This window comes from Amycolatopsis sp. NPDC004079, assembly GCF_040610415.1.
In the GTDB taxonomy this organism is placed as follows: domain Bacteria; phylum Actinomycetota; class Actinomycetes; order Mycobacteriales; family Pseudonocardiaceae; genus Amycolatopsis; species Amycolatopsis halotolerans.
In genome coordinates, this window is sequence record NZ_JBEXMH010000002.1 from 186,793 (window position 1) to 206,225 (window position 19,433).

Below are 19,433 nucleotides of genomic sequence, written 5' to 3' on the forward strand. Positions count from 1 at the left end.
GCAGGATGACACTTCCGGATCGAAGCCATACGCTTGCCGTATGGGTGAAGTAACCGTGTCCGGCCTGCGGGCAGTCCGGGAGATCGCACTGACCGGATCGTTCACCGCCGCCGCGCGGTTGCTCGGCTATTCGCAACCGGCGATCTCGCGTCAAGTCGCCGCGATGGAGACAGCGACCGGATCCGCGCTGTTCCTCCGCGAAGGCCGCGGCGTACGGCTCACCCCGGCAGGCGCCGTCGTGATGGAACACGCGGGCCGGATCCTGGCCGGAGTCGAAGCGCTGCAACAGGATCTCTCGGCCCTGGACGACCGATTGTCCGGCCGGATCAAACTGGGCGCGTTCCCCGCCGCAACGGCCGTACTGGTCCCCCTGGCCCTCGCGCGCCTGCGCACCGAACACCCCGGCCTGGAAGTGACGCTGGCCGAAGGACCGACACCCACCCTCCTGCGACAGCTGCGCGCCCGGCGCTTGGCACTAGCCGTCATCGGCGTCGGCGCCGGACTCCCCGACTACGACCTGTCCGGCCTCGGACAGGAGACCGTGTCCGCCGGCGGCCTGTGCGTCGCGGTACCCGCCGACCACCGGCTCGCATCCGCCGCTGCCGTCCCTGTGGCGGAACTGGCTAGCGAGACCTGGATCGCCGGAGCAGGCACCGGCGGCGACCCCCAGTTCCAGGCCTGGCCCACCCTCGCCGCCCCGACCATCGGCCACGCCGTCCGCGGCTGGCCGGCCCGGCTCGGCCTGGTCGCCGCGGGACTGGGCGTATGCCTGGTGCCGGAAGTAGCCGCCCTGTCCATCCCGGCCGGAGTGACCACCATAGACGTCGACGACCCAGCCTGGCTCGGCCGATCGACTGTGGCCGTCACTCCGCCCGACCCGGCCGCCGAGACTGTCGCTGTGGTCGCCGCTCTGCGCCACGCGGGCGAGGAGATCCGGAGTCGCCGCCGGAATCTCGCGCGACTCGGGACGTAATGCGCGAACCGCCCAGCGCGTTGTTCACAACCGGTTGTTCACGTCTGCGTCTCCCGGCGGTGAACAACGGGGCCGCCCTACAACGAACTCCGGACGGACCCGAGGCCGTCGACGCGACGGCCGCGGCAACGGGTCCGGAAAGGGGAATCATGTTGCGGACAATCGTCATCCGGGCGATGGCTGTCGCCGCGGCGGGGATGCTGCTGGCGGCGCCCGCGGCCACCGCCACGACAGCGCACGCCCGCTCCGGCGACCACCTGAACGGCGCGTTGGTGAAGTTCCACACCACGGACAACGACAAGGACGGCGACTCGCACGTCACTGTCTTCGTCAAGGAGCGGGACGGGACCATCGCCGCCCGCATCGACAACGATTTCGGCCGGTTTCCGGACAACAGCGACAACGGCCCGTTCAACCTGGACGTCATCGACCCCGCCTCGCGCGACGACTTCGCCGGCGGCGAGGTCATCGTCCGGATGGACCCCAAGGGCCATGACACCTGGGAATTCACCATGTACGTCGAGCTGCAGTTCGACAACGGCAGGAAGAAGAACGTGCAGTCGGAAAACCTCCGGCTCACGCAGGACGGCCGCCAGCAGTCGTTCCCCATTCCCTGACGGTTCGCCGCGTTGTCCTCCCTCTCGGGGTGGGGAGGACAACGCGTTCAGGGGCACGGCGGCCGGTAGTCGAGTTCGGGGAAATAGGCGTCCCATTCGGCGCGGCTGATCCGGGGGTGGCCGAGCGCGCAGACCCGCGCCGCGACCCGCTCGACGTCGGTCTCCCACTGCCGCACGGTGTGATCGCCCGACGCGGTCAGCGCGAACCGGCCGTCCGGGCTGAACGCCGCCCCGGTCACCCCGTCGCTGTGCCCGCGCAGCACTCCCTGTTCGACCGGCTTGCCCGGATCGCTGATGTCCCACAGCCGGACCGTGCGGTCCTGGCCGCCGGTGACGAGCCGGCGGCTGTCCGGGCTGAAGGCCACCCCGTAGACCGCGTCGGAGTGCCCGCCCACGACCGCGGTCGTCCGGGGACTCCTGGGGTCGCTGAAATCCCACAACCGGACGGTGTGGTCGTTGCTTCCGGTGGCGAGATGCCTGCCGTCGGGGCTGAAGGCGAGCCGGCCGATCGAGTCGGCGTGGCCGGTTCCGGCCGCCACGAGCCGGGGCCGCCCGGGGTCGGCCACGTCCCACAGCCGGAGCACGCCGTCCTCGGCCCCGGTGCCGAGCAGCCGCCCGTCCGGGCTGAAGGCGACCGAGTCCGCACCGCCGGAATGGCCGGCCGCGACGCCCAGCGGCCGGGACCGGTCGGCGAGGTCCCACAACCGCACGGTGCCGTCCCAGCTCGCGGTCGCGGCCAGCCGCCCGTCCGGGCTCAGCACGGCCCGGCTCACCGCCGCCGTGTGTCCAGTGAGGACACTCAGCTCGCGCGGGCGGGCGGGATCGGCGAGGTCCCACAGCCGCGCGGTCCGATCGCGGCTCGCGGTGATCAGCGACCGCCCGTCGCGGCTGAACTCCGCGGTGAACACGGCGTCCGGCTGCCGGATCGTCGCCAGCGGCCGGGGCCGCAGCGGATCCGCCGCGTCGAGGAGGCGGACCGTGCGGTCCATGCCCGCAGTGGCGATCAGACGGCCGTCGGCGGAGAACGCCGCCGAGACGACGGTGTCCGCGTGGTCGGCGAGCGGGAGGGCAGCGAGGTCCGTCAACCGGACCGTCCGGTCGCCGCCGCCGGACGCGAGCGTGCTGCCGTCCGGGCTGAACGCCAGCGCGTAGACGGTGTTGGTGTGCCCGGCCAGCGCGGCGATCCGCGGCGCGCGGGCCGGATCGGTGACGTCCCAGAGCAGCACGGTGTTGTCGTCGCCGGCGGTGGCGAGCAGCTTCCCGTCCGGAGAGAACCGGAGGGTGTTGACTGCCGCGGTGTGTCCAGCGAGGACCGACAACCGCCGCGGGCGTTCCGGATCGCTGACGTCCCACAGGTTCGGCGAGTAGTCCCGGTCGTCGCCGGTGGCGAGCAGCCGTCCGTCCGGGCTGAACACCGACCTGCTCCGTCCGTCCACAGTGGACATTTGGCGGGGCTGTGCCGGATTGCGCACGCTCCACAGCGCGGTGCCGTTGTCCGGGCCGGTGACGGCGAGCAGCGAACCGTCCGCGCTGAGTTCGGCGGAGCGGACCGAGCCCGCCGAGACGGGGACGGCACCGGCCGGCTTCGGCGCGCGAAGGTCGGTGATATCCCATAGCCGCACCGTTTCGCCGCCGGTGACGAGCAGCCTGCCGTCTCGGCTGAACGAGACGGCGGTGACGTCCGCGGTGTGTCCGGTGAGGACAGTCAGCCGTCCCGGACGGGCCGGGTCGGCGAGGTCCCACAACCGCACCGTGCGGTCGGCGCCCGCAGTGACGAGCACCCGGCCACCCGGCCGGAACCGTGCCGCCCGCACCGCACCGGCGCTGTCGCCGATCGTGCCCAGCTGCCGGGGCTGGAAGGGGTCGGCGACGTCCCACAGCCGCACCGTGCGGTCGGCGCTCGCAGTGGCGAGCAGACGCCCGTCCTCGCTGTAGCTCGCCGAGTAGACCCGGTCGGTGTGCGCGGTGATCCTCGCGGCGTACGGCGTCGCGAACGTGCTGAACAGGCCGTCGCGAGTCTCCGGCATCGGTGCCAGCCGGTACGCGGCGAGGCTCAGCTGCACCGAGAGCGCCGGGTTGGTCGCGCGGATCGCAGCGGCGTCCGCGACCGCCTTGCGGGCGAGCGCGGTGTCGCGCCGTTCGGTCGCGGCGTTCTCCGCCCGCACCGCGATCACGATGGCTCCGGCGGCAAGCAGCAACAGCACCGCGAGCAGCCCGGCGAACTGCTGCAGCCTGCGGGTCCGGCGGCGCATCGCGGCCTGTTCCCGGGTCCGCGCGGCCAGGCTGGCGGAGAGGAATTCCCGCTCCGCCGGATTCAGCGCGCCGTCGTGCTCGCGGGCCCAGTCGTCGGCGAGGGTGAGCCGGGTGCCCCGGTGGAGGGCGCCGGGGTCGCGGTCGACCGCCTGCCACGCCTTGGCCGCCTCGGTCAGTTCCCGGTGCACGCGCAGCCCGTCCCGGTCCTCGGCGAGCCAGTCGCTCAGCCGGGGCCAGTTCCGGATCAGCGCTTCGTGGGTGATCTCGACGGTGTCGCGGTCGATGGTGAGCAGCCGAGCCGCAGCCAGCACTTCGAGGACCGCGGCGTCGTCCTCGCCGGTGTCCGCTTCGGCTAGGCCGACCCGGCGTTTGGTGTCCTCGGTCCCCTCGCCCAGCGCTGTCAACCGCACGAACAGCCGCCGCGCGATCTCCCGCTGCCGCTCGGTCAGTGCGGTGTAGACCGTCTCGGCGGTGCGGGCGACCGCGTGCTCGATCCCGCCCGCCGTCTCGTACCCGGCCACGGTCAGCGTCGCGCCGCTTCGCCGCCGCCAGGTCTCCAGCAGCGCGTGTGAAACCAGCGGCAGCACCGAGGGCCTGCCGACCGCGTCCGCGACCAGCCGCGACACCAGCGCCGCCTCCACCATGCACCCCGCCGCCGCGGCGGGCCGGGTGATCGTTTCGCGCAGGTCCTCCGGCGTCATCGGCCCGACGAGCACCTGCGCGCCGCGCAGCGCGTCCACCAGCGCGGGATAACGGGCGCAGTGCCCGTAGAAATCCGCCCGGACGCCGATGACGACGCGGGCCCTGCTCGCCGGTCCGCTCGCCGCGGCGACGAGCGCGTCGATCAGCCATTCCCGTTCGTCCTCGGCCCGGCAGAGCGTGAAGACTTCCTCGAACTGGTCCACGACGAGCAGCAGGTCCGCGTCGGACGGCCGGTCCGCCATCGCCTGCCGGATCAGCAGACGCGCGTGTGCCGGGTCGGCGGCGAGCTCGGCCCGCAGCGCGGGCGCGGACCTCCCGGTCGGCCCGGCGAGCGCGACCGCGAACTCCTCCGCCGGATGCGCGCCGGGAGTCAGCACCACCACCGGACTGCCGCCGCGCTCGGCCCGCGCCGCGAGTCCCGCCCGCAGCACCGAGGACTTGCCCGAGCCCGAGGCGCCGAACACCCCGGTGAACCGGCGCCGCGCCGCCAGGTCCGCCAGTTCCTCGACGACCCGGTCCCGGCCGAAGAACCGGTCCGCCTGAGCCGCCTGGAACGCGACGAGCCCCAAGTACGGCGCCCGTTCTCCCGGCTCGTGCTCCTTCTCCGGCCCGGCGGACCGCTCGGCGGCGATCTCGGCGACCAGGGCGTGCCAGCGCTCGCGCCACTCCTCGACGTCCCCGCCGCAGCCGCGCACGTAAGCCAGCGTCACCACCAGGCTGGGCACCCGCCGGCCGCTCGCGGCCGTCGACAACGCGGCCACCGAGTAGTTCACCCGCCCGGCGAGCTCGCGGTAGGTGGGGGTGCCCGCTTTGTCCCGCAACCGGCGCAGCCCAGCGGCGAACCTCCCCAGCGCGCTGTCCTCCGCGTCCAGCGGGCGCTCACTACGCGGCACCGTCACGCTCCCTCGACCGATGCCATTGTTGACAGCCGCGTGGTTCACCGTCCAGCTTTCCGGCGGCAGACAACACTGTTGCCTTACCAAGATCTCCGGCGGCCGGAGATCCTCGAGCCAGGAAAGATTCGCGGCCGTCGGGCATGAGGTATCGAGATCGGCTGTTTTGCCGAATATTCAGCCAGGCGAAGTCTCCTCGCTCTTTTCCGCGGCAGAACGCACGCTTCATTGCCGGATCAGCGACGCTGTTTCCCTGGCGCAGACAGGTTTTCCGGTTCGCCCCGTGAGCGAGGCGAGGAAGGAAAGCCACGGCGCAACGGGAGCGGCACGGGCCCGCACTCGCGGCCGAACTCGCTGCTGCCGATTCGCCAATGACCGCCGACGACAGCTCTCGGTCGCCCTGCGCCGGTCTTGCCGCGTTCGGCCGGGTGGGCCAGCTGGCCGAGCTGATTCGCGGCGAACTCGGCTGGGAACCAATTCCCCGCGCCGGAGGAAAGCCCCCGGCGTTTCGGTCGTTACCGCAAGCGGCTGGAGAAGAACGACACGATCTCGCGAACAGCGGCGCCTCGCTGCCGTCCAGGCGTCAGCTTGCCGACACAGCCCGCGGTCGTGTCGTCCTCTCCGCCGATCTTGCCGGGCGACCATTCGGTGTTGAAGAAGTTGTGGTTCGCCCCGGTGAGCGTCACCGAGCTCGCGTCGGAGTTCTTACCAGCAGCGTCCTTGACATACTGCAGCCCTACGGTGCCGACAGCGCCGTCGCAGCTGCTGACGACCACCTTGAACGGCACGCGGGTCACCAGCACGTCGCTGTTGTCGTCCTCGGTGGAGTTGAAGTAGACCGGCGCGAGCGGGACGACCGCACGGATCCGGACGCCGGCGGGCCACTCGGGCGTGTGTTTGTCGGAGGCCTGCCACATCACGCCCTTGCCGCCTCGGGAATGGCCCATCGTTCCGACGCGGGAGAGGTCGACGTGGCCGCGGAACCGTCCGAGGGTGCTCGCCAGAGGGCCTTCGCCGCGGGCGAGGTCGCGCCAGAGCTCCAGGTGTTTGTTGACCAGGTGGGCACGGGCGAAGTAGCCCTCGTCGCCGAGGACGTGCGCGTTGATGGCGTTGGCGCTGATGGAAACCACGACGAAACCCCGTTCGGCCAGTTTCTCGCCGAGGTAGTCGTAGCCGCGGTAGCTCGGCAGCGTCCGCTGTCCCGGCGGGCAGGGCCAGTCGCCGCCCGGGGTCTTCGCGACCGGGTCCACGCAGCTCCACCAGCTGCCGTGCTCCTGCACGATCAGCGGATGCGGCCGGCCCCCGAGATCGCGCGGATAGTGCACGACGGCGGCCAGGTCCATCGGCACAGACACGGTGGGATCGTGGAAAGCCTGGTCGCCGAGGTTGTACTCGACAACACCGACGCCCGGCGCGGCTGCCGCCTGCGGCGCCAGGATCGTCACCAAGGCCAGCGCCAGCGCGGCGACGGCCATGCGGAGGAAGGTCATGCCGCACAGGGTGCCGAAGAAGTGTCAAGGACTCGTGAGCGTCGCCGGTTCGCCTGACGGTGTTCCCCCGGCTGGCTCATGCAGTCACGAGCGGCCCGCCGAAACCAGCCGAAAGCTCTCTCGTCACTTTGCCCGCTGAGGTGCCGAGAGCGGAAAGTCTGTTCTTGGCGGACTGTTCTGCCTGCCGTCGCAACGCCCGGCCAAAGCCGCGCACTCCGTTATCACGACCCGTTCGGCCACCAGGACCAACGTCGGCGGACCGTCGAGTTCTCACGTCGCGTTTTCTCCGGGGACTCCGTATTCCATCGGAAAATGTCACCGGGAGAATTGCCTGAGCTGCGTGTTTCCCTGGTCGCTAACAAGCATGGCCGACGTAGCGCTAGCTGCACCATACTTCCGGGTGTCCAGTGGGGCCGCGTTCGGAAGAGCTGTACCAGCCCGGTACAGCTCTTCCGAACGTGGCGCCGACAAGTCCGAGCAGAGGCGACGACAATGGCCGACCGACAGAAAGCCGAATTGCGGCGGATCTCCATCTTCGACACCACGCTGCGGGACGGGGAACAGGCGCCGGGAAACGCGATGTCGCCTGAGCAGAAGCTGGAACTCGCGCTGATGCTCGAGGCGCTCGGCGTGGACGTCATCGAAACAGGCTTTCCGAGTTCCTCGCCGAGCGACTACAAGGCCACGCGGATGATCGCCGAATCGATGACCTCGGCCCGCATCGCCACGCTGTCCCGGGCGACGCGCGACGACGTGCGGCAGGCGATCGAGGCCGGCGGGGTCGCCGGCCACTACGTGCAGATCATGGCCACCGGCAGCGAAATCCACCTGGAGCACAAGCGGGGCATCAGCCGCGCGGAGGCGCAGCGCGAGGTGCTCGACGCGATCGCCTACGCCAAGACGCTGGGCGCCAAGCACGTGAGCCTGGGCGTCGAGGACGCCAGCCGCGGCTCCGACGCGCTGCTCCGGCCGCTGATCGAAGAGTCGACGGCCGCGGGGGCCACGGTCGTCGCCCTCGCCGACACGACCGGCTGCAGCACGCCCAGCGAGTTCGGCGATCTGGTCGCCCGGGTGCGGTCGTGGGTCGGCCCGGACGTCACACTTTCCGTCCACTGCCACGAGGACCTCGGGCTGTCGCTGGCCAACTCGCTGGCCGGGGTCCAGGCCAGCGCCGACGAGGTCCAGACCACCCTTGCCGGGATCGGCGAGCGGGCCGGGAACACGCCGCTGGAGGAACTGGCCGCGGTGCTCACGTTCAAGGGCGCGGAAATCGGCGCCCGCACGACGCTGCGCACCGAGCGGCTCTACGAGGCATACCAGATGCTCTGCCGCTTCATCGGGTTGACGCCGCCGCGGAACAAAGCCATCTTCGGCGTGCACGCTTTCGCCACCCAGGCGGGAATCCACCAGGCGGGCATGCTGCGGGCGCCGATCACGTACGAGTACGTCGAACCCGCGCGGTTCGGCCGCGAGCGGGCCATGCTGGTCGGCAGGCATTCCGGCCACGCGGTGCTGCGGCACGTCTTCCGCAGGCTGGGCGCGCCGGTGGACGAAGACCTCGTCAAGGACATCTACCTCCGCCAGATCGCCAACCGGAGCAACGGCGAGTTCATGGACATGGCCGAGCTGGAAAAGCTGATCGCGGGCAGACTGGCCGCCGGCACGCGGCGCGGTGCCTGATGGCCGGTTCAACGCTGATCGAAAAGGTGTGGGACCGGCACGTCGTGCACCGGGCCGACGGCGAGCCGGACCTGCTGTACATCGACCTGCACCTGATCCACGAAGCCAGTTCGCCGCAGGCGTTCGACGGGCTGCGCACCGCCGGGCGCGCAGTGCGCCGCCCGGACCTGACCCTGGCGATGGAGGACCACAACGTCCCGACCGACACGGTGAAGCTCACCGATCCGCTGGGACGACGCCAAGTGGAGGCGCTGCGGGCCAACTGCTCCGACCACGGAATCGAACTGTTCCGGATCGGCGACCGCAGGCAGGGCATCGTGCACGTGGTCGCCCCTGAGCGAGGCTACGTCCGCCCCGGCATGTCGATCGTCTGCGGCGACAGCCACACCTCCACGCACGGCGCGTTCGGCGCTCTGGCCTTCGGCGTGGGCACGAGCGACGTCGAGCACGTGCTGGCCGCCCAGACGCTGCCCCTGTACCGGCCGAAGACGATGGCGGTCGAATTCACCGGAACACCGCCCGGCAGCGTCGCGGCCAAAGACCTAGCGCTGTGCCTGATCTCGAGGATCGGAGCCAACGGGGCCAATGGGCACATCATCGAGTACCGCGGCGAAGCGATCCGGACGCTGTCGGTCGAGGCGCGGATGACCTTGTGCAACATGAGCGTCGAAGCAGGCGCACGGGCCGGGATGATCGCACCGGACGCGCGGACCTACTCCTACCTCGCCGGCCGGCCCGGCACGCCGCAGGGCGCGGAATGGGACGCGGCGCTCGCCGACTGGACGAGCCTGGCCTCGGACGCGGACGCGGCATTCGACACGACAGTGACCATCGACGTCGCCGAGTGCCTGTCCCCCTACGTCACGTGGGGCACCAACCCCGGGCAGGCTGTCCGGCTGGACGGCAGGGTTCCCGATCCCGCCCTGCTGACGGACCCGCGGGCACGCGCCGCCGCCGAGCACGCACTGTCCTATATGGACCTCGCGCCTGGCACCCCGATGAACACCGTCGAGGTGGACACAGTGTTCATCGGTTCGTGCACCAACGGACGGATCGAAGACCTGCGGGCCGCGGCGGACGTGCTGCGCGGGAGGAAGGTCTCGAACGGCGTCCGCGTCATCGTGGTTCCCGGCTCGATGGCCGTCCGGGCCAGGGCCGAGGCCGAGGGAATCCATGAAGTGCTGCTTGCCGCCGGCGCCGAGTGGCGGCTTTCCGGATGCTCGATGTGCCTTGGCATGAACGCCGACCGGCTGATCGGCCCACGCCGCTGCGCGTCCACCTCGAATCGCAATTACGAAGGCAGGCAAGGACAACAGGCCCGTACGCACTTGGTGTCGCCCTCCGTCGCGGCGGCCACCGCGGTCACCGGACGGCTGACCGACCCTGCCGAGCTGCCATGAGGGAGACCATGCGACCGCTGACCGAGCACACCGGAAAGATCGTCCCGTTGCACCGCGACGACGTGGACACCGACCAGATCATCCCGGCGGAACACTGCAAGCGGCTGACCGCGAGCGGCTACGCGGACGTACTCTTCGAGGGATGGCGCGAGGATCCGCGATTCGCGCTGAACCAGCGCGAGCACGCGGACGCCACGATTCTGCTCGGCGGGCACAACTTCGGCACCGGCAGTTCGCGGGAGCACGCGGTGTGGGCCCTGCGCGACTGGGGTTTCAAGGCGGTGGTGGCGAGCAGTTTCGGCGACATCTTCCGCCGCAACGCGTGGAAGAACGGGCTGATGGCCGTACAACTGCCGGCGGCCGTGGTCGCCTGGCTCACCGCCATGACCGACGCCGGCACCCTGCGCGAACTCACCGTCGACCTGGTGGCGCGGGAGCTGCGCGCGGCAGGCGCGCGGCACGGCTTCGCAGTCGACTCGCGGGCGCGCATGCTCTTGCTCAAGGGCATGGACGACATCGGGCTGACGCTGGAGCAGGACGCGGCCATCTCCGCCTACGAGCGTGCCCGGCCGGGCTGGCTCCCCCGGGTGCGCCGTGTCTCGGCGACCGAGCCGTCGGCCGGCGGGTGAGTGCCGTGGCCCGCAAGCTCAGCGTGGTCCCCGGCGACGGGATCGGCCCCGAAGTGATCGACCAGGCGCTGGCGGCTCTCGACGCGCTCGGAACCGGCATCGAGGTGGACGTGCTCGACCACGTCAACGCGGACACCTTCCTGCGCACCGGCGTAGCGCTGTCCGACAAGGACTTCACGCGGATAGCCGCGAGCGACGGCGTGCTGCTCGGCGCGATCGGAGACCCCAGGGTCTCCGCTGACTACGCGCGCGATGTACTGCTGCGCTTGCGGTTCGACCTCGACCTGTACGTCAATTACCGGCCGGCCAAGCTTTTCCACGACCGGCTCAGTCCGCTGCGGGACGCGACCCGTCGCGGAATCGACTGCGCCGTGGTCCGGGAGAACACCGAAGGCAGCTACACTGGCGCCGGAGGCGTCCTTCGTGCGGGCAGTCCGCACGAAGTCGCGATCGACGTGGACATCACCACCCGGCACGGGGTCTCCAGAATCGCCGACTTCGCCTTCCGGACCGCCCGGCGCGAAGTGTGCCTGGTGGACAAGTCGAACGCGGTCCCGTTCGGCGGAGGGCTCTGGCAGCGGCACTGGCGGCAGGCGGGCCAGCGTCATCCAGGAATCGGCTCCAGACACCTCTACGTGGACGCGGCGGTGATGAAGCTCGTCGAGGACCCGACTCGATTCGACGTGATCCTGGCGAACAACGCGCACGGCGACATCATCAGCGACCTCACCGCACAGCTCGCCGGCGGCATCGGCACGTCGGCGTCGGTGAATCTCAACGCGGACACCGGTTTCGGGCTCTACGAACCGGTGCACGGCGCCGCGCCGGACATTGCGGGCAAGGGGATCGCCAACCCGATCGGCGCGATCCTGTGCGTGTCCATGCTGCTCGACCAGTTCGGCTGCCCCGACGAGTCCGAGGGCGTGCGACGCGCGGTCAACGCGGCGATCGGGACCGGTCGCGTCACTCCTGATCTGGGCGGAGTCTTGCGCACCGACGAAGCCGGCGCCGCCGTCCGGGCGAAACTGTGAGCAAGAGAAAGGAAGGCAACGAAACCATGAGCGGCACTGCCTCGTCCGATCAACGCGGCCTCGCGGCCGCACGCATCAGCGGCTTGGCGCCGGGCAAGCTGTTCGGCTTGCTGGGCGACAACCGCCGGCGCGGTGCCCTGGACCTCGCGGTGGGCACACCGAGCGCGCCCACGACTTCGCCAGTGGCGATCGAAGCGGCCTGCGAAGCCATCCGAGCGGGCGCGAACCAATACGACCACCCCGCGGGCAATCTCGCGATCCGCCGGAGCATCGCGGCCTCGTTCGTGCCGGCCGCCGACCCGGAAACCGAGATCACCGTCACGCTCGGCGCGACGGAAGGCCTCGCAGTCGCCCTCCTGGCCTTGGTCGACCCCGGGGACGAGGTGATCGTCCTCGAACCGTGCTACGAGAACTTCGTCAGCGCGATCGCGCTGGCCGGAGCCCGGCCGCGGCCGGTACCAACCCGAGCGCCGGAATGGCGGTACGACCACGCACAACTGCGGGCGGCGTTCACCTCCCGCACCAGGGCGATCATCCTCAACTCCCCCGCCAACCCGAGCGGGCACGTGCTGTCTTCCGGCGAACTGGCCGAAATCGCCGAACTCTGCGAAAAGCGAAACGTCACCGTCATCTCCGACGAGGCCTATGCGGCCTACGTGTTCGACGGCATCAGCTATGCGTCGATCGCGGACGTCCCGGCGCTGCGGGACCGGGGAGTCGTCATCGGCACCCTGTCCAAGAGCCACGCAGTCAGCGGCTGGCGGGTGGGGTTCCTGCGCGCCGCACCGGAAATCACCCGGTTGCTGCGCCAGGTGCACGTCGCGGTCGGAGGGGCGGGCGTCACCCCGCTCCAGATCGCCGTCGCCCGCGCGGCCGAGTCCGATCCCTCTTTCTGGCAGCCGGCCGACACGCTTGCCGCCCAGCGTGATCTGGCGACGAAGGTGTTCGGCGAAGCCGGATACCGGTGCTTGCCCACCGAAGGCGGCTGCTATCTGATGATCGACATCCGCACGGTGACCCGCGAAGACAGCGAGACCCACGCGCGGCGGCTCGCCGAACAGGCCGGGGTGCTGACCGCGCCGGGCACCTGCTTCTTCACCGGGAAGGGCGGCGAGAATCTGCTCCGGGTGGCGTTCAACCGGCCAGTCGGGCTTTTCGACGAAGTGCGCCGCAGGCTCACCGCGTTTTCGCTATCCGGCTGATCTGCCCGCGCGGGATGCCTTGCGCGGCCAACGCCCGCGCCGGGCGCCCGGCGCGGGCAGGCCTCCTGCTTCGCGGCGCGAGTTCTCCGGATCTCAGAATCCGGAAAGCAACACGGCTCACCTCCGTCCCGGCGCACTTCTCCGGCGGCGGGCCCGGATGTGTCCTGCGCCCCGCCGGCTCGGGCGTCCCCTGGCCCGCCAGGTCGATGACGGTCAGCGGACCGAACAGCCCGGCGCACTTCGCTGCTCGTCCTTCCAGTCTGCGCTCGGGCGGGAGCCGCGGCTACGCCCTTTAGCGACCCCGAAATGTGCCTGGCAGCCCCTGCCGATCGCCGTGGTCCGCCCGCACTGCCTCCTTGGCAGAGCCGCTTCGCGGCCCCGGCGAACAGCTGTCCGTCTCCGTCGGAAAACGATTGCCCGCGCGACAAACGATCAGGAAATCCGCGCCGCCGGCTGGCTCGGATCGTCGCCGCCGAGCAACGCCATTCCCAGCGGCGTGAGCGTGTGCAGCACGCTGTTGCGGTTGCGGGAGCTCCGGATGAGACCGGACTTCCTCAGCACCCCAGTGTGCTGGCTCACGACCGCCGAGGAAATCCCGAGCCTGCGGGCGAGTTCGCCGGTGGTGCCGCCGTCGGTCACCGCACGCAGGATCTCCGCTCGTGTCCGGCCGACGAGCGTAGGCAGCGCCTCGTTGGCCGACGCGCCGTCGTTCCACAGTTTCGCGCTCAGCTTGAGGGTCGGCGGAGCCGAGAAGACCAGGACCGGTGGCCCGGCTCCGGCCGGCTCGCCGGCGATGACGACCGCCGAGCGCCTGGTCAAAAACAACGAAGGCACGACCAGCAGGCCGCGACCGCGCAGTTCCACCGTGCGGGGATCGTCGCTCGGCAATTCGAGCACCCGCGAATCCCACGAACCCCGAGGACTCAGCGTGGACAGCAAATGCTCCACCCCGCCGGTGGCCATCAGCCCGCTTTTGGCATGCCGCTCGAGTTCGAGCTGGTACCGCACCCTGCCCCAGTACGGGGCGACGGCGACCTGACGGAACGCGTTGACCGCCCGGACGACCTCGCCGACGGACAATCCCGCGGCCTGCAACTGCCGATGGTCGGCGGCTTGCGGCCCGTTCAGCAACCACAGCATCGCAGGGATCGGGCGCAGATCGCGGATCAGCGCCCGAACGGTCGTGTTCTGCGCGCCGAGGCCGAGGCGCACCTGTCTTCGCCAGCCGGCGAACAGCGTATTGCTGGTCCGTTCGAAGGTGTCCAGCCCGAATACGGCCTCCGCCGTCTGACCGAGTGTCGCGATAAGCCTTACGCGAGCCAAATCCTCCGATTCGAAGATAATCCTGGCCATGATGATCCCATCTGCCTGCCGGCCCGAAACGGCGGACAGCTCCCCCAACATCGTGCTCAGACAATCATCCCTCTACCCAGGGGAGCGCGCCGTTCAGCTCGGCACGATTTCGGTTCCCGCACAAATACCTCAACACACTTCACCGCTCGTCCCCGGCCCGCCGACGATGCCTGGAACACGAAACGGATATCGGCCCCCGCGCCCCGAGCCGGCCATCCGCGCCGAGATTCAGCCAACGCCGCCGCTACGAGCAGAGCACTATCCGAAACACCTCGGCGCACTGACCCCCGACGCGCCCGAATACCCCAGTCGTCGCACTCCGACACGGCAAACGGTCCAGCCGCATCTCATTAGCCCATTTGCCGGGCCCGGCAGAGAACTGCCCTCCAGAACATCTTCCCCCAGACCGCTATCGAATATCAGCTCTCTATCAGAGGACGCTAGACAAGACCCCGACAGCAATCAATGTACGCTGCTGCACCCCTTGGTGCAGGTAGCTGAACCACGCACCGCGGATCTCACGTCCGGCGCGGGGCGCGGAAGCACTGCGAAAAGCGTCTGGATACGAATTCCGCAAGTGCACCTAGCACCAGTGTCAGTCTCCCGCCGAAAGGCTAGCGTAATACGGGCGGCATTTATCCCGGACCCATCCTCGTTCCGTCGCCTCCCCCAGGGCCGGACGAGGACCGCGCGCCCGGCCGGGCCCTTGACTGATTTCAGGGCGCCGGCCGGGCTGCCCGGGAACCGCGGCCCCGCGCGGGTTCGCGAGGGAATCCGAGGCTCGCTGAAGGTGCCGATACGGCACAGGCCGACGCCACGAGCGTGCCGGCGGCCACGCCGCCCCCTCCGGGATCACCCCTTCCGGGCGCTCCTGCCCCGGGCCTACTGGCGAAAGACCACCTTCCCGGGCCAAGCTCGACGTGCAGGGCGTCGCGGACGAGAGGGCTGAGGCGGATGACCCGGAACCAACGCGCGGCCGGACCGCGACCGTCCTTCGCCGAACGGGGCATGCAGTCTTCGATCGCCGCGATCGAGCACATCGCGGGCGGGCTGGGCACAGCGTTCCTGGCCGCGCTCACCGCGCTGACGGTCGTACTGACCGCCCTGCTGTGCTTGACCGGGGTCGGCCTGTTGCTCACCGGCGCCACGCTCGCCATGGTCCGGGCCACGGCGAACCGCGAGCGCAGCAGGCTCAACAGGTGGGGCTACGAGATCATCAACCCGTACCCGGCCGACGCGCAGCGCACGCGTGCGGCGCTGGCCGACCCGGCGACGCGGCGCGACCTGCTCTGGCTCAGCGCGCACGCGACGCTCGGGCTGATCACCGGGCTCGTCGGCGTAGTGCTGCCCGTCATCGCCGCTCGCGACATCAGCTTCCCGCTCTGGTGGCACCTGCTCCCGCCGAACCAGGCGGGAGCGTCGCTGGGCTTCCCCGCGACGACGTGGCCCGCCGCAGTCGCGGTCGGGATGATGGGGCTGGGCTGGTTCGCCATCATCGTCGGCTTCGGCCAGCCCATCGCCCGGCTCCAGGCGCTTCCCGGGTCCCGCCTGCTCGGTCCGCACCCGAGCGTCGACCTGTCCGGCCGGATCGCCGAACTCACCGCGACCAGAGCCGCGACGCTGGAGGCCCACACCGCGGAACTGCGCCGCATCGAGCGTTCGCTCCATGACGGGGTGCAGAACCACCTCATGGGCGTGGTGATGCTGGTCGGCGGGGCTCGTCAGCTCGTGCAGCGGGATCCGGTGACCGCGGACGAGATCCTCGACCGCGTGCAGACCGCGGCCGAGCACGTGATCCAAGAACTCCGCGAGGTAGTGCGCGGAATCCTGCCGCCGGTCCTGGAGAACGAAGGCCTCGACGGCGCGATGGCCGGGCTCGCCGCGGGATGCGCCGTGCCGTGCCGCATCGAGGTCGACGTGGCCGGGCGGTGCGCCATGTCGGTGGAAGCCACCGCGTACTTCGTCGTCGCGGAGGCGCTGACCAACATCGTCCGGCACAGCGAGGCGTCCAGGGCATTCGTCGAGGTCCGCCGGATCGGCGACCGGTTGCGGGTTCGCGTCGAGGACGACGGCCGCGGCGGTGCCGCGCAAGCCCGCGGCACCGGAATCCTGGGCATGCGCCGCCGGATCGAGGCGCACGACGGCGCCTTTCGCGTCGACAGCCCGGTGGGCGGTCCGACGTGCATCGAAGTCGATCTGCCCTGCGGCATGTGAGCGCGCGCCGTCCCGCTGTCGCGTTCTCAGAGCCCGACGTCCGGTCCGGCGAAACCAGGCGTCCGGCGCGCTCTGGCGGCTTGCTCGTAGGCGAACGCGAGCCGGATCAGGACCGGTTCGCTCCAGGCAGGTCCGGTGAGCGTGATGCCGAGGGGCAGGCCGAGGGCGTCGCCGGAAGGCACCGAGACGGCCGGATAGCCCGCGAGCGCGGAAGGCGTGGAAGATCCGCCGAGATACACGTCGCCGTTGAGGAAGTCGGTCTTCCACGCCGGGGTCCAGCTCGGCATCAGCAGCGCGTCCAGCCGGTGCTGGGCGAACACTGCGTCCAGACCCCGGTTCCTGGCCATTTCCCTGGTCTCCGCAAGCGCGCGCACGTACCTCGGGGCGCGGAGATCCCCGTCGCTGAAAGCTTCGACCAGCTCCAGCGGACGCTGGCTGAAGTACTTCAGCTCCGTGTCGGCGTGCTGCCTGGTGAACTCGATCAGCTCCGGCAGGTCGCGCGGATGCTCGCCGGGCGTGTCCCGCAGGTAAGTCTCGAAACTGTGCTTCGTTTCGTACAGGCTCACGATCCCCGGAGCCTGCGCGGCGGCCATTTCCTCCGCGGTGGGGATGTCCGCCGGATCGACGACCGTGGCTCCCCCGGATCTCAGGACACGGATCGCTCGTTCCGCGGCCGCGTCGGCGTGTTCGCTGTACCCGAAGTAGACGCGGCGCGGCACGCCGATCCGAGCACCCGCCAACCCGCGCGGGTCCAGGAACCGGGTGTAGTCGGCGGCGATGCCGCCCCGCGCCGCGGCGGTGGCCGGGTCGCGGGGATCCGTCCCGGCCAGCACGCCCAGCACCGCCGCCGCGTCCGCCACCGTCCTGGCCAGCACGCCGACGCTGTCCTGGGTCGGCGAGCTGGGAATCACCCCGGCGCGGCTGGTCAGGCCGACCGTCGGCTTCAGCCCGACCACGCCGTTGACCGCCGCCGGGCAGAGAATCGAGCCGTTGGTCTCGACGCCGATCGCGACCGCGCACAGGTTCGCGGCGACCGCCACCGCCGACCCCGAACTGGAACCGCCCGGCGACCGGTCCAGCTTGTACGGGTTGCGGCACTGCCCGCCGCGCGGGCTCCACCCGTTGACCCTGGTGGTGACCGAACCCGCCCACACGGTCAGATTCGCCTTGCCCAGCAGGACCGCGCCCGCCTGTCTGAGCCGGGCGGCCGCCGTCGCGTCCTGCCGGGCGCGGGCGCCGAGCAACGCCAGCGAGCCCGCGGTGGTGTGCGTCCGGTCCGCCGTCTCGACGACGTCCTTGAGCAGTACGGGAATTCCGTGCAGCAGCGGATGGCGCAGCCAGCCGCGACGGCGCTCCTCGTCCAGGACCTCGGCCTGGCGCAAGGCATCCGGATCGACCTCGAGCACGGAACACAGCCGAGGCCCTCGGCGGTCGGCCCCTTCGATCCGGGACAGGTACCAGCCGGTCAGCTCGACGCTGCTCAGCCTGCCGTTCGCCATCAGGCGCTGCAGATCCGCGAGCGTCGCCTCGTCCAGCCACCCGGGGGCGACCTTCGCGGCCGGGCCAAGCGCGGGAGCCAGCGTCGCGGTCAGGCCGAGGCGCAGCGCGGCACGCCGGGCGACGAGGTAGCGGGAACCGGACATTTCACTCCCCCGGGTCAGTGCCGAGCAGGGCGTAGTCTGCCAGGGCGCCGAGCCGGCTTCCACAAGTTTAAGAAATAACTTCAACAGCCCGGAATCAATTCGCGCAAGAATTTAGCGATATCTTTAAATCCTTGCCGCACATCCGCCCGATGGTAAGTTTTCACCTGTTCCACCGGAGCCGCCTCGGCGACGCTTAACCGTTCTATTTCAGGCCCGGAAAGCCGCGCTCCGGCTGCCATCGCACATGACGACGAAACGAGATGATCTCTTTGCCCACCACCGCGGAAAACGTCAGGAAGCGGTTCCTCGACACCCCGGAGACCGCGGCCGATTTTGCCGGAGCGGCCGCGTTCCTGGAGATCGGCGACCGGCTCGGCATCCTTCCCCTGCTGGAAAAGGGCGATCCGGTGACCGCGGCCGAAATCGCCGAGGCGACCGGGCTTCCGGTGGCCGGAGTGGCGGACTACCTGGAAGCGATGACGGCGGCCGCTCTCGTCCAGGACGCGCCGCGGACGCCCGGCGCGGTCCAGCTCGCCGCCGACTACGAGCAGACCCGTTACGAGGCCGGCTACCTGTCCTGGGCGCTGAACGCGAACCGTCCGTTCATCGAGAACTCTTCGCGATTCCTGCACGACCGCGAGGAAGCCATCCGGCACCACGACCGGGATTTCCGCCAGGTCGCGGTGAGCTCGCACTGGATGGGCTCGAAGGGGTTCTACACCGAGGCGACCGACACCATTCGCGCCGCACGGCCGAGCCGCATGGTCGACCTCGGCGCCGGCACCGGCAGGTTGCTCATCGACACGCTGCGGGAGTTCCCGGACACCACCGGCGTCGCCCTCGACTTCTCCGCGGGAGCCTGCGAGGAAGCCCGGCGCGCGGCGGACCGGGCGGGCGTCGGACCGCGCCTGGAAGTGGTCGTGCGGACGATCCAGTCCATCGCCGACGACCCCGCGCCGCTCGAAGGCGCGGACTTGATCCACGCCGGTTTCGTGTTCCACGACATGATGCCGGAAGAGGAGTCGATCGCGGACGCGGTACTGGCGAACTGCCGTGACGCGCTGAAGCCGGGCGGCATCATGGCGATCACCGAAGCCGTGCCCTATGTGCGCAACAGCCGTGAGCGCCGGTTCAGCGCGCTCGTCACCTACTACCACCGCACTTTCATGGGCCGCCGGCTCCTCGACGAGACGGAGTGGAAGGAAAAGCTGCTCAAAGCCAGTTTCGCCAAGGTGGACTGCGTCCAGGCCCGGTTCCCGACCGGCAGGCTGTTCGTCGCCACCAAGAAGTGACGCGCGACAAGCGGAACGGGCGAACCTCCGGCGGGGATGTGCGGCCACGGCCCCGCCGGCT

General features: G+C 70.4%; 13 protein-coding genes. 9 read left to right on the forward strand and 4 right to left on the reverse strand.

Annotated elements, in window-relative coordinates; genetic code table 11:
- Positions 1 to 40: 40 nt before the first annotated feature.
- Together ABZX37_RS02895 and ABZX37_RS02900 are read left to right on the forward strand one after the other, a co-directional pair.
- Positions 41 to 973, forward strand: coding sequence for a LysR family transcriptional regulator (locus tag ABZX37_RS02895; RefSeq protein ID WP_354735352.1), 933 nt, complete (start codon positions 41 to 43; stop codon positions 971 to 973).
- A gap of 149 nt (positions 974 to 1,122) precedes the next feature.
- On the forward strand, positions 1,123 to 1,590 hold the full coding sequence (locus ABZX37_RS02900) for a hypothetical protein (protein ID WP_354735353.1): 468 nt from the start codon (positions 1,123 to 1,125) through the stop codon (positions 1,588 to 1,590).
- A gap of 47 nt (positions 1,591 to 1,637) precedes the next feature.
- Here ABZX37_RS02900 and ABZX37_RS02905 read toward each other — a convergent pair whose 3' ends face one another.
- Both ABZX37_RS02905 and ABZX37_RS02910 read right to left on the reverse strand, forming a co-directional pair.
- Positions 1,638 to 5,438: a hypothetical protein gene (locus ABZX37_RS02905; protein ID WP_354735355.1), complete on the reverse strand. Its 3,801-nt coding sequence runs from the start codon at positions 5,436 to 5,438 to the stop codon at positions 1,638 to 1,640.
- 515 nt (positions 5,439 to 5,953) lie between these two features.
- Positions 5,954 to 6,928: a hypothetical protein gene (locus tag ABZX37_RS02910; protein WP_354735357.1), complete on the reverse strand. Its 975-nt coding sequence runs from the start codon at positions 6,926 to 6,928 to the stop codon at positions 5,954 to 5,956.
- Between the two features lie 492 nt (positions 6,929 to 7,420).
- Between ABZX37_RS02910 and ABZX37_RS02915 the strand changes: the two genes are divergently transcribed.
- From ABZX37_RS02915 to ABZX37_RS02935, 5 genes are read left to right on the forward strand one after another with little or no spacing between them, the layout of a single operon-like run.
- Positions 7,421 to 8,608: a hypothetical protein gene (locus ABZX37_RS02915; protein ID WP_354735359.1), complete on the forward strand. Its 1,188-nt coding sequence runs from the start codon at positions 7,421 to 7,423 to the stop codon at positions 8,606 to 8,608.
- Positions 8,608 to 10,008: a 3-isopropylmalate dehydratase large subunit gene (leuC, locus tag ABZX37_RS02920; protein ID WP_354735361.1), complete on the forward strand. Its 1,401-nt coding sequence runs from the start codon at positions 8,608 to 8,610 to the stop codon at positions 10,006 to 10,008. Before ABZX37_RS02915 ends, leuC begins: the two co-directional genes overlap by 1 nt.
- An 8-nt stretch (positions 10,009 to 10,016) precedes the next feature.
- Positions 10,017 to 10,637, forward strand: coding sequence for a 3-isopropylmalate dehydratase small subunit (leuD, locus tag ABZX37_RS02925; protein WP_354735363.1), 621 nt, complete (start codon positions 10,017 to 10,019; stop codon positions 10,635 to 10,637).
- Positions 10,638 to 10,642: 5 nt separating this feature from the next.
- Positions 10,643 to 11,668 carry an isocitrate/isopropylmalate family dehydrogenase gene (locus tag ABZX37_RS02930; RefSeq protein ID WP_354735365.1) on the forward strand — a complete coding sequence of 342 codons (1,026 nt, stop codon included), beginning with the start codon at positions 10,643 to 10,645 and terminating at the stop codon, positions 11,666 to 11,668.
- 26 nt (positions 11,669 to 11,694) lie between these two features.
- Positions 11,695 to 12,870, forward strand: coding sequence for a pyridoxal phosphate-dependent aminotransferase (locus ABZX37_RS02935; protein WP_354735367.1), 1,176 nt, complete (start codon positions 11,695 to 11,697; stop codon positions 12,868 to 12,870).
- Positions 12,871 to 13,302: 432 nt separating this feature from the next.
- Here the strand turns inward: ABZX37_RS02935 and ABZX37_RS02940 are convergent, their stop codons facing one another.
- A complete protein-coding gene (locus ABZX37_RS02940; RefSeq protein ID WP_354735369.1) occupies positions 13,303 to 14,223 on the reverse strand; it encodes a winged helix-turn-helix domain-containing protein in 921 nt (306 codons plus the stop codon).
- A gap of 954 nt (positions 14,224 to 15,177) precedes the next feature.
- Here ABZX37_RS02940 and ABZX37_RS02945 point away from each other — a divergent pair.
- A complete protein-coding gene (locus tag ABZX37_RS02945; protein WP_354735371.1) occupies positions 15,178 to 16,437 on the forward strand; it encodes a sensor domain-containing protein in 1,260 nt (419 codons plus the stop codon).
- A 26-nt stretch (positions 16,438 to 16,463) separates the two neighbouring features.
- On the opposite strand, the gene ABZX37_RS02950 is transcribed toward ABZX37_RS02945, so the two are convergent.
- Positions 16,464 to 18,080, reverse strand: coding sequence for an amidase (locus ABZX37_RS02950; RefSeq protein WP_354735373.1), 1,617 nt, complete (start codon positions 18,078 to 18,080; stop codon positions 16,464 to 16,466).
- Positions 18,081 to 18,340: 260 nt separating this feature from the next.
- Between ABZX37_RS02950 and ABZX37_RS02955 the strand changes: the two genes are divergently transcribed.
- Positions 18,341 to 19,372, forward strand: coding sequence for a methyltransferase (locus ABZX37_RS02955; RefSeq protein WP_354735375.1), 1,032 nt, complete (start codon positions 18,341 to 18,343; stop codon positions 19,370 to 19,372).
- Positions 19,373 to 19,433 lie beyond the last annotated feature (61 nt).

Excerpts from the sequence above, each read along its gene's own strand:
- ABZX37_RS02910 (WP_354735357.1), bottom strand. The coding sequence starts at position 6,928 with ATGACCTTCCTCCGCATGGCCGTCGCCGCGCTGGCGCTGGCCTTGGTG.
- leuD (WP_354735363.1), top strand. The coding sequence starts at position 10,017 with ATGCGACCGCTGACCGAGCACACCGGAAAGATCGTCCCGTTGCACCGC.
- ABZX37_RS02935 (WP_354735367.1), top strand. The coding sequence starts at position 11,695 with ATGAGCGGCACTGCCTCGTCCGATCAACGCGGCCTCGCGGCCGCACGC.
- ABZX37_RS02940 (WP_354735369.1), bottom strand. The coding sequence starts at position 14,223 with ATGGCCAGGATTATCTTCGAATCGGAGGATTTGGCTCGCGTAAGGCTT.
- ABZX37_RS02895 (WP_354735352.1), top strand. The coding sequence starts at position 41 with ATGGGTGAAGTAACCGTGTCCGGCCTGCGGGCAGTCCGGGAGATCGCA.
- ABZX37_RS02955 (WP_354735375.1), top strand. The coding sequence starts at position 18,341 with ATGATCTCTTTGCCCACCACCGCGGAAAACGTCAGGAAGCGGTTCCTC.
- ABZX37_RS02945 (WP_354735371.1), top strand. The coding sequence starts at position 15,178 with ATGACCCGGAACCAACGCGCGGCCGGACCGCGACCGTCCTTCGCCGAA.
- leuC (WP_354735361.1), top strand. The coding sequence starts at position 8,608 with ATGGCCGGTTCAACGCTGATCGAAAAGGTGTGGGACCGGCACGTCGTG.
- ABZX37_RS02900 (WP_354735353.1), top strand. The coding sequence starts at position 1,123 with ATGTTGCGGACAATCGTCATCCGGGCGATGGCTGTCGCCGCGGCGGGG.
- ABZX37_RS02950 (WP_354735373.1), bottom strand. The coding sequence starts at position 18,080 with ATGTCCGGTTCCCGCTACCTCGTCGCCCGGCGTGCCGCGCTGCGCCTC.
- ABZX37_RS02915 (WP_354735359.1), top strand. The coding sequence starts at position 7,421 with ATGGCCGACCGACAGAAAGCCGAATTGCGGCGGATCTCCATCTTCGAC.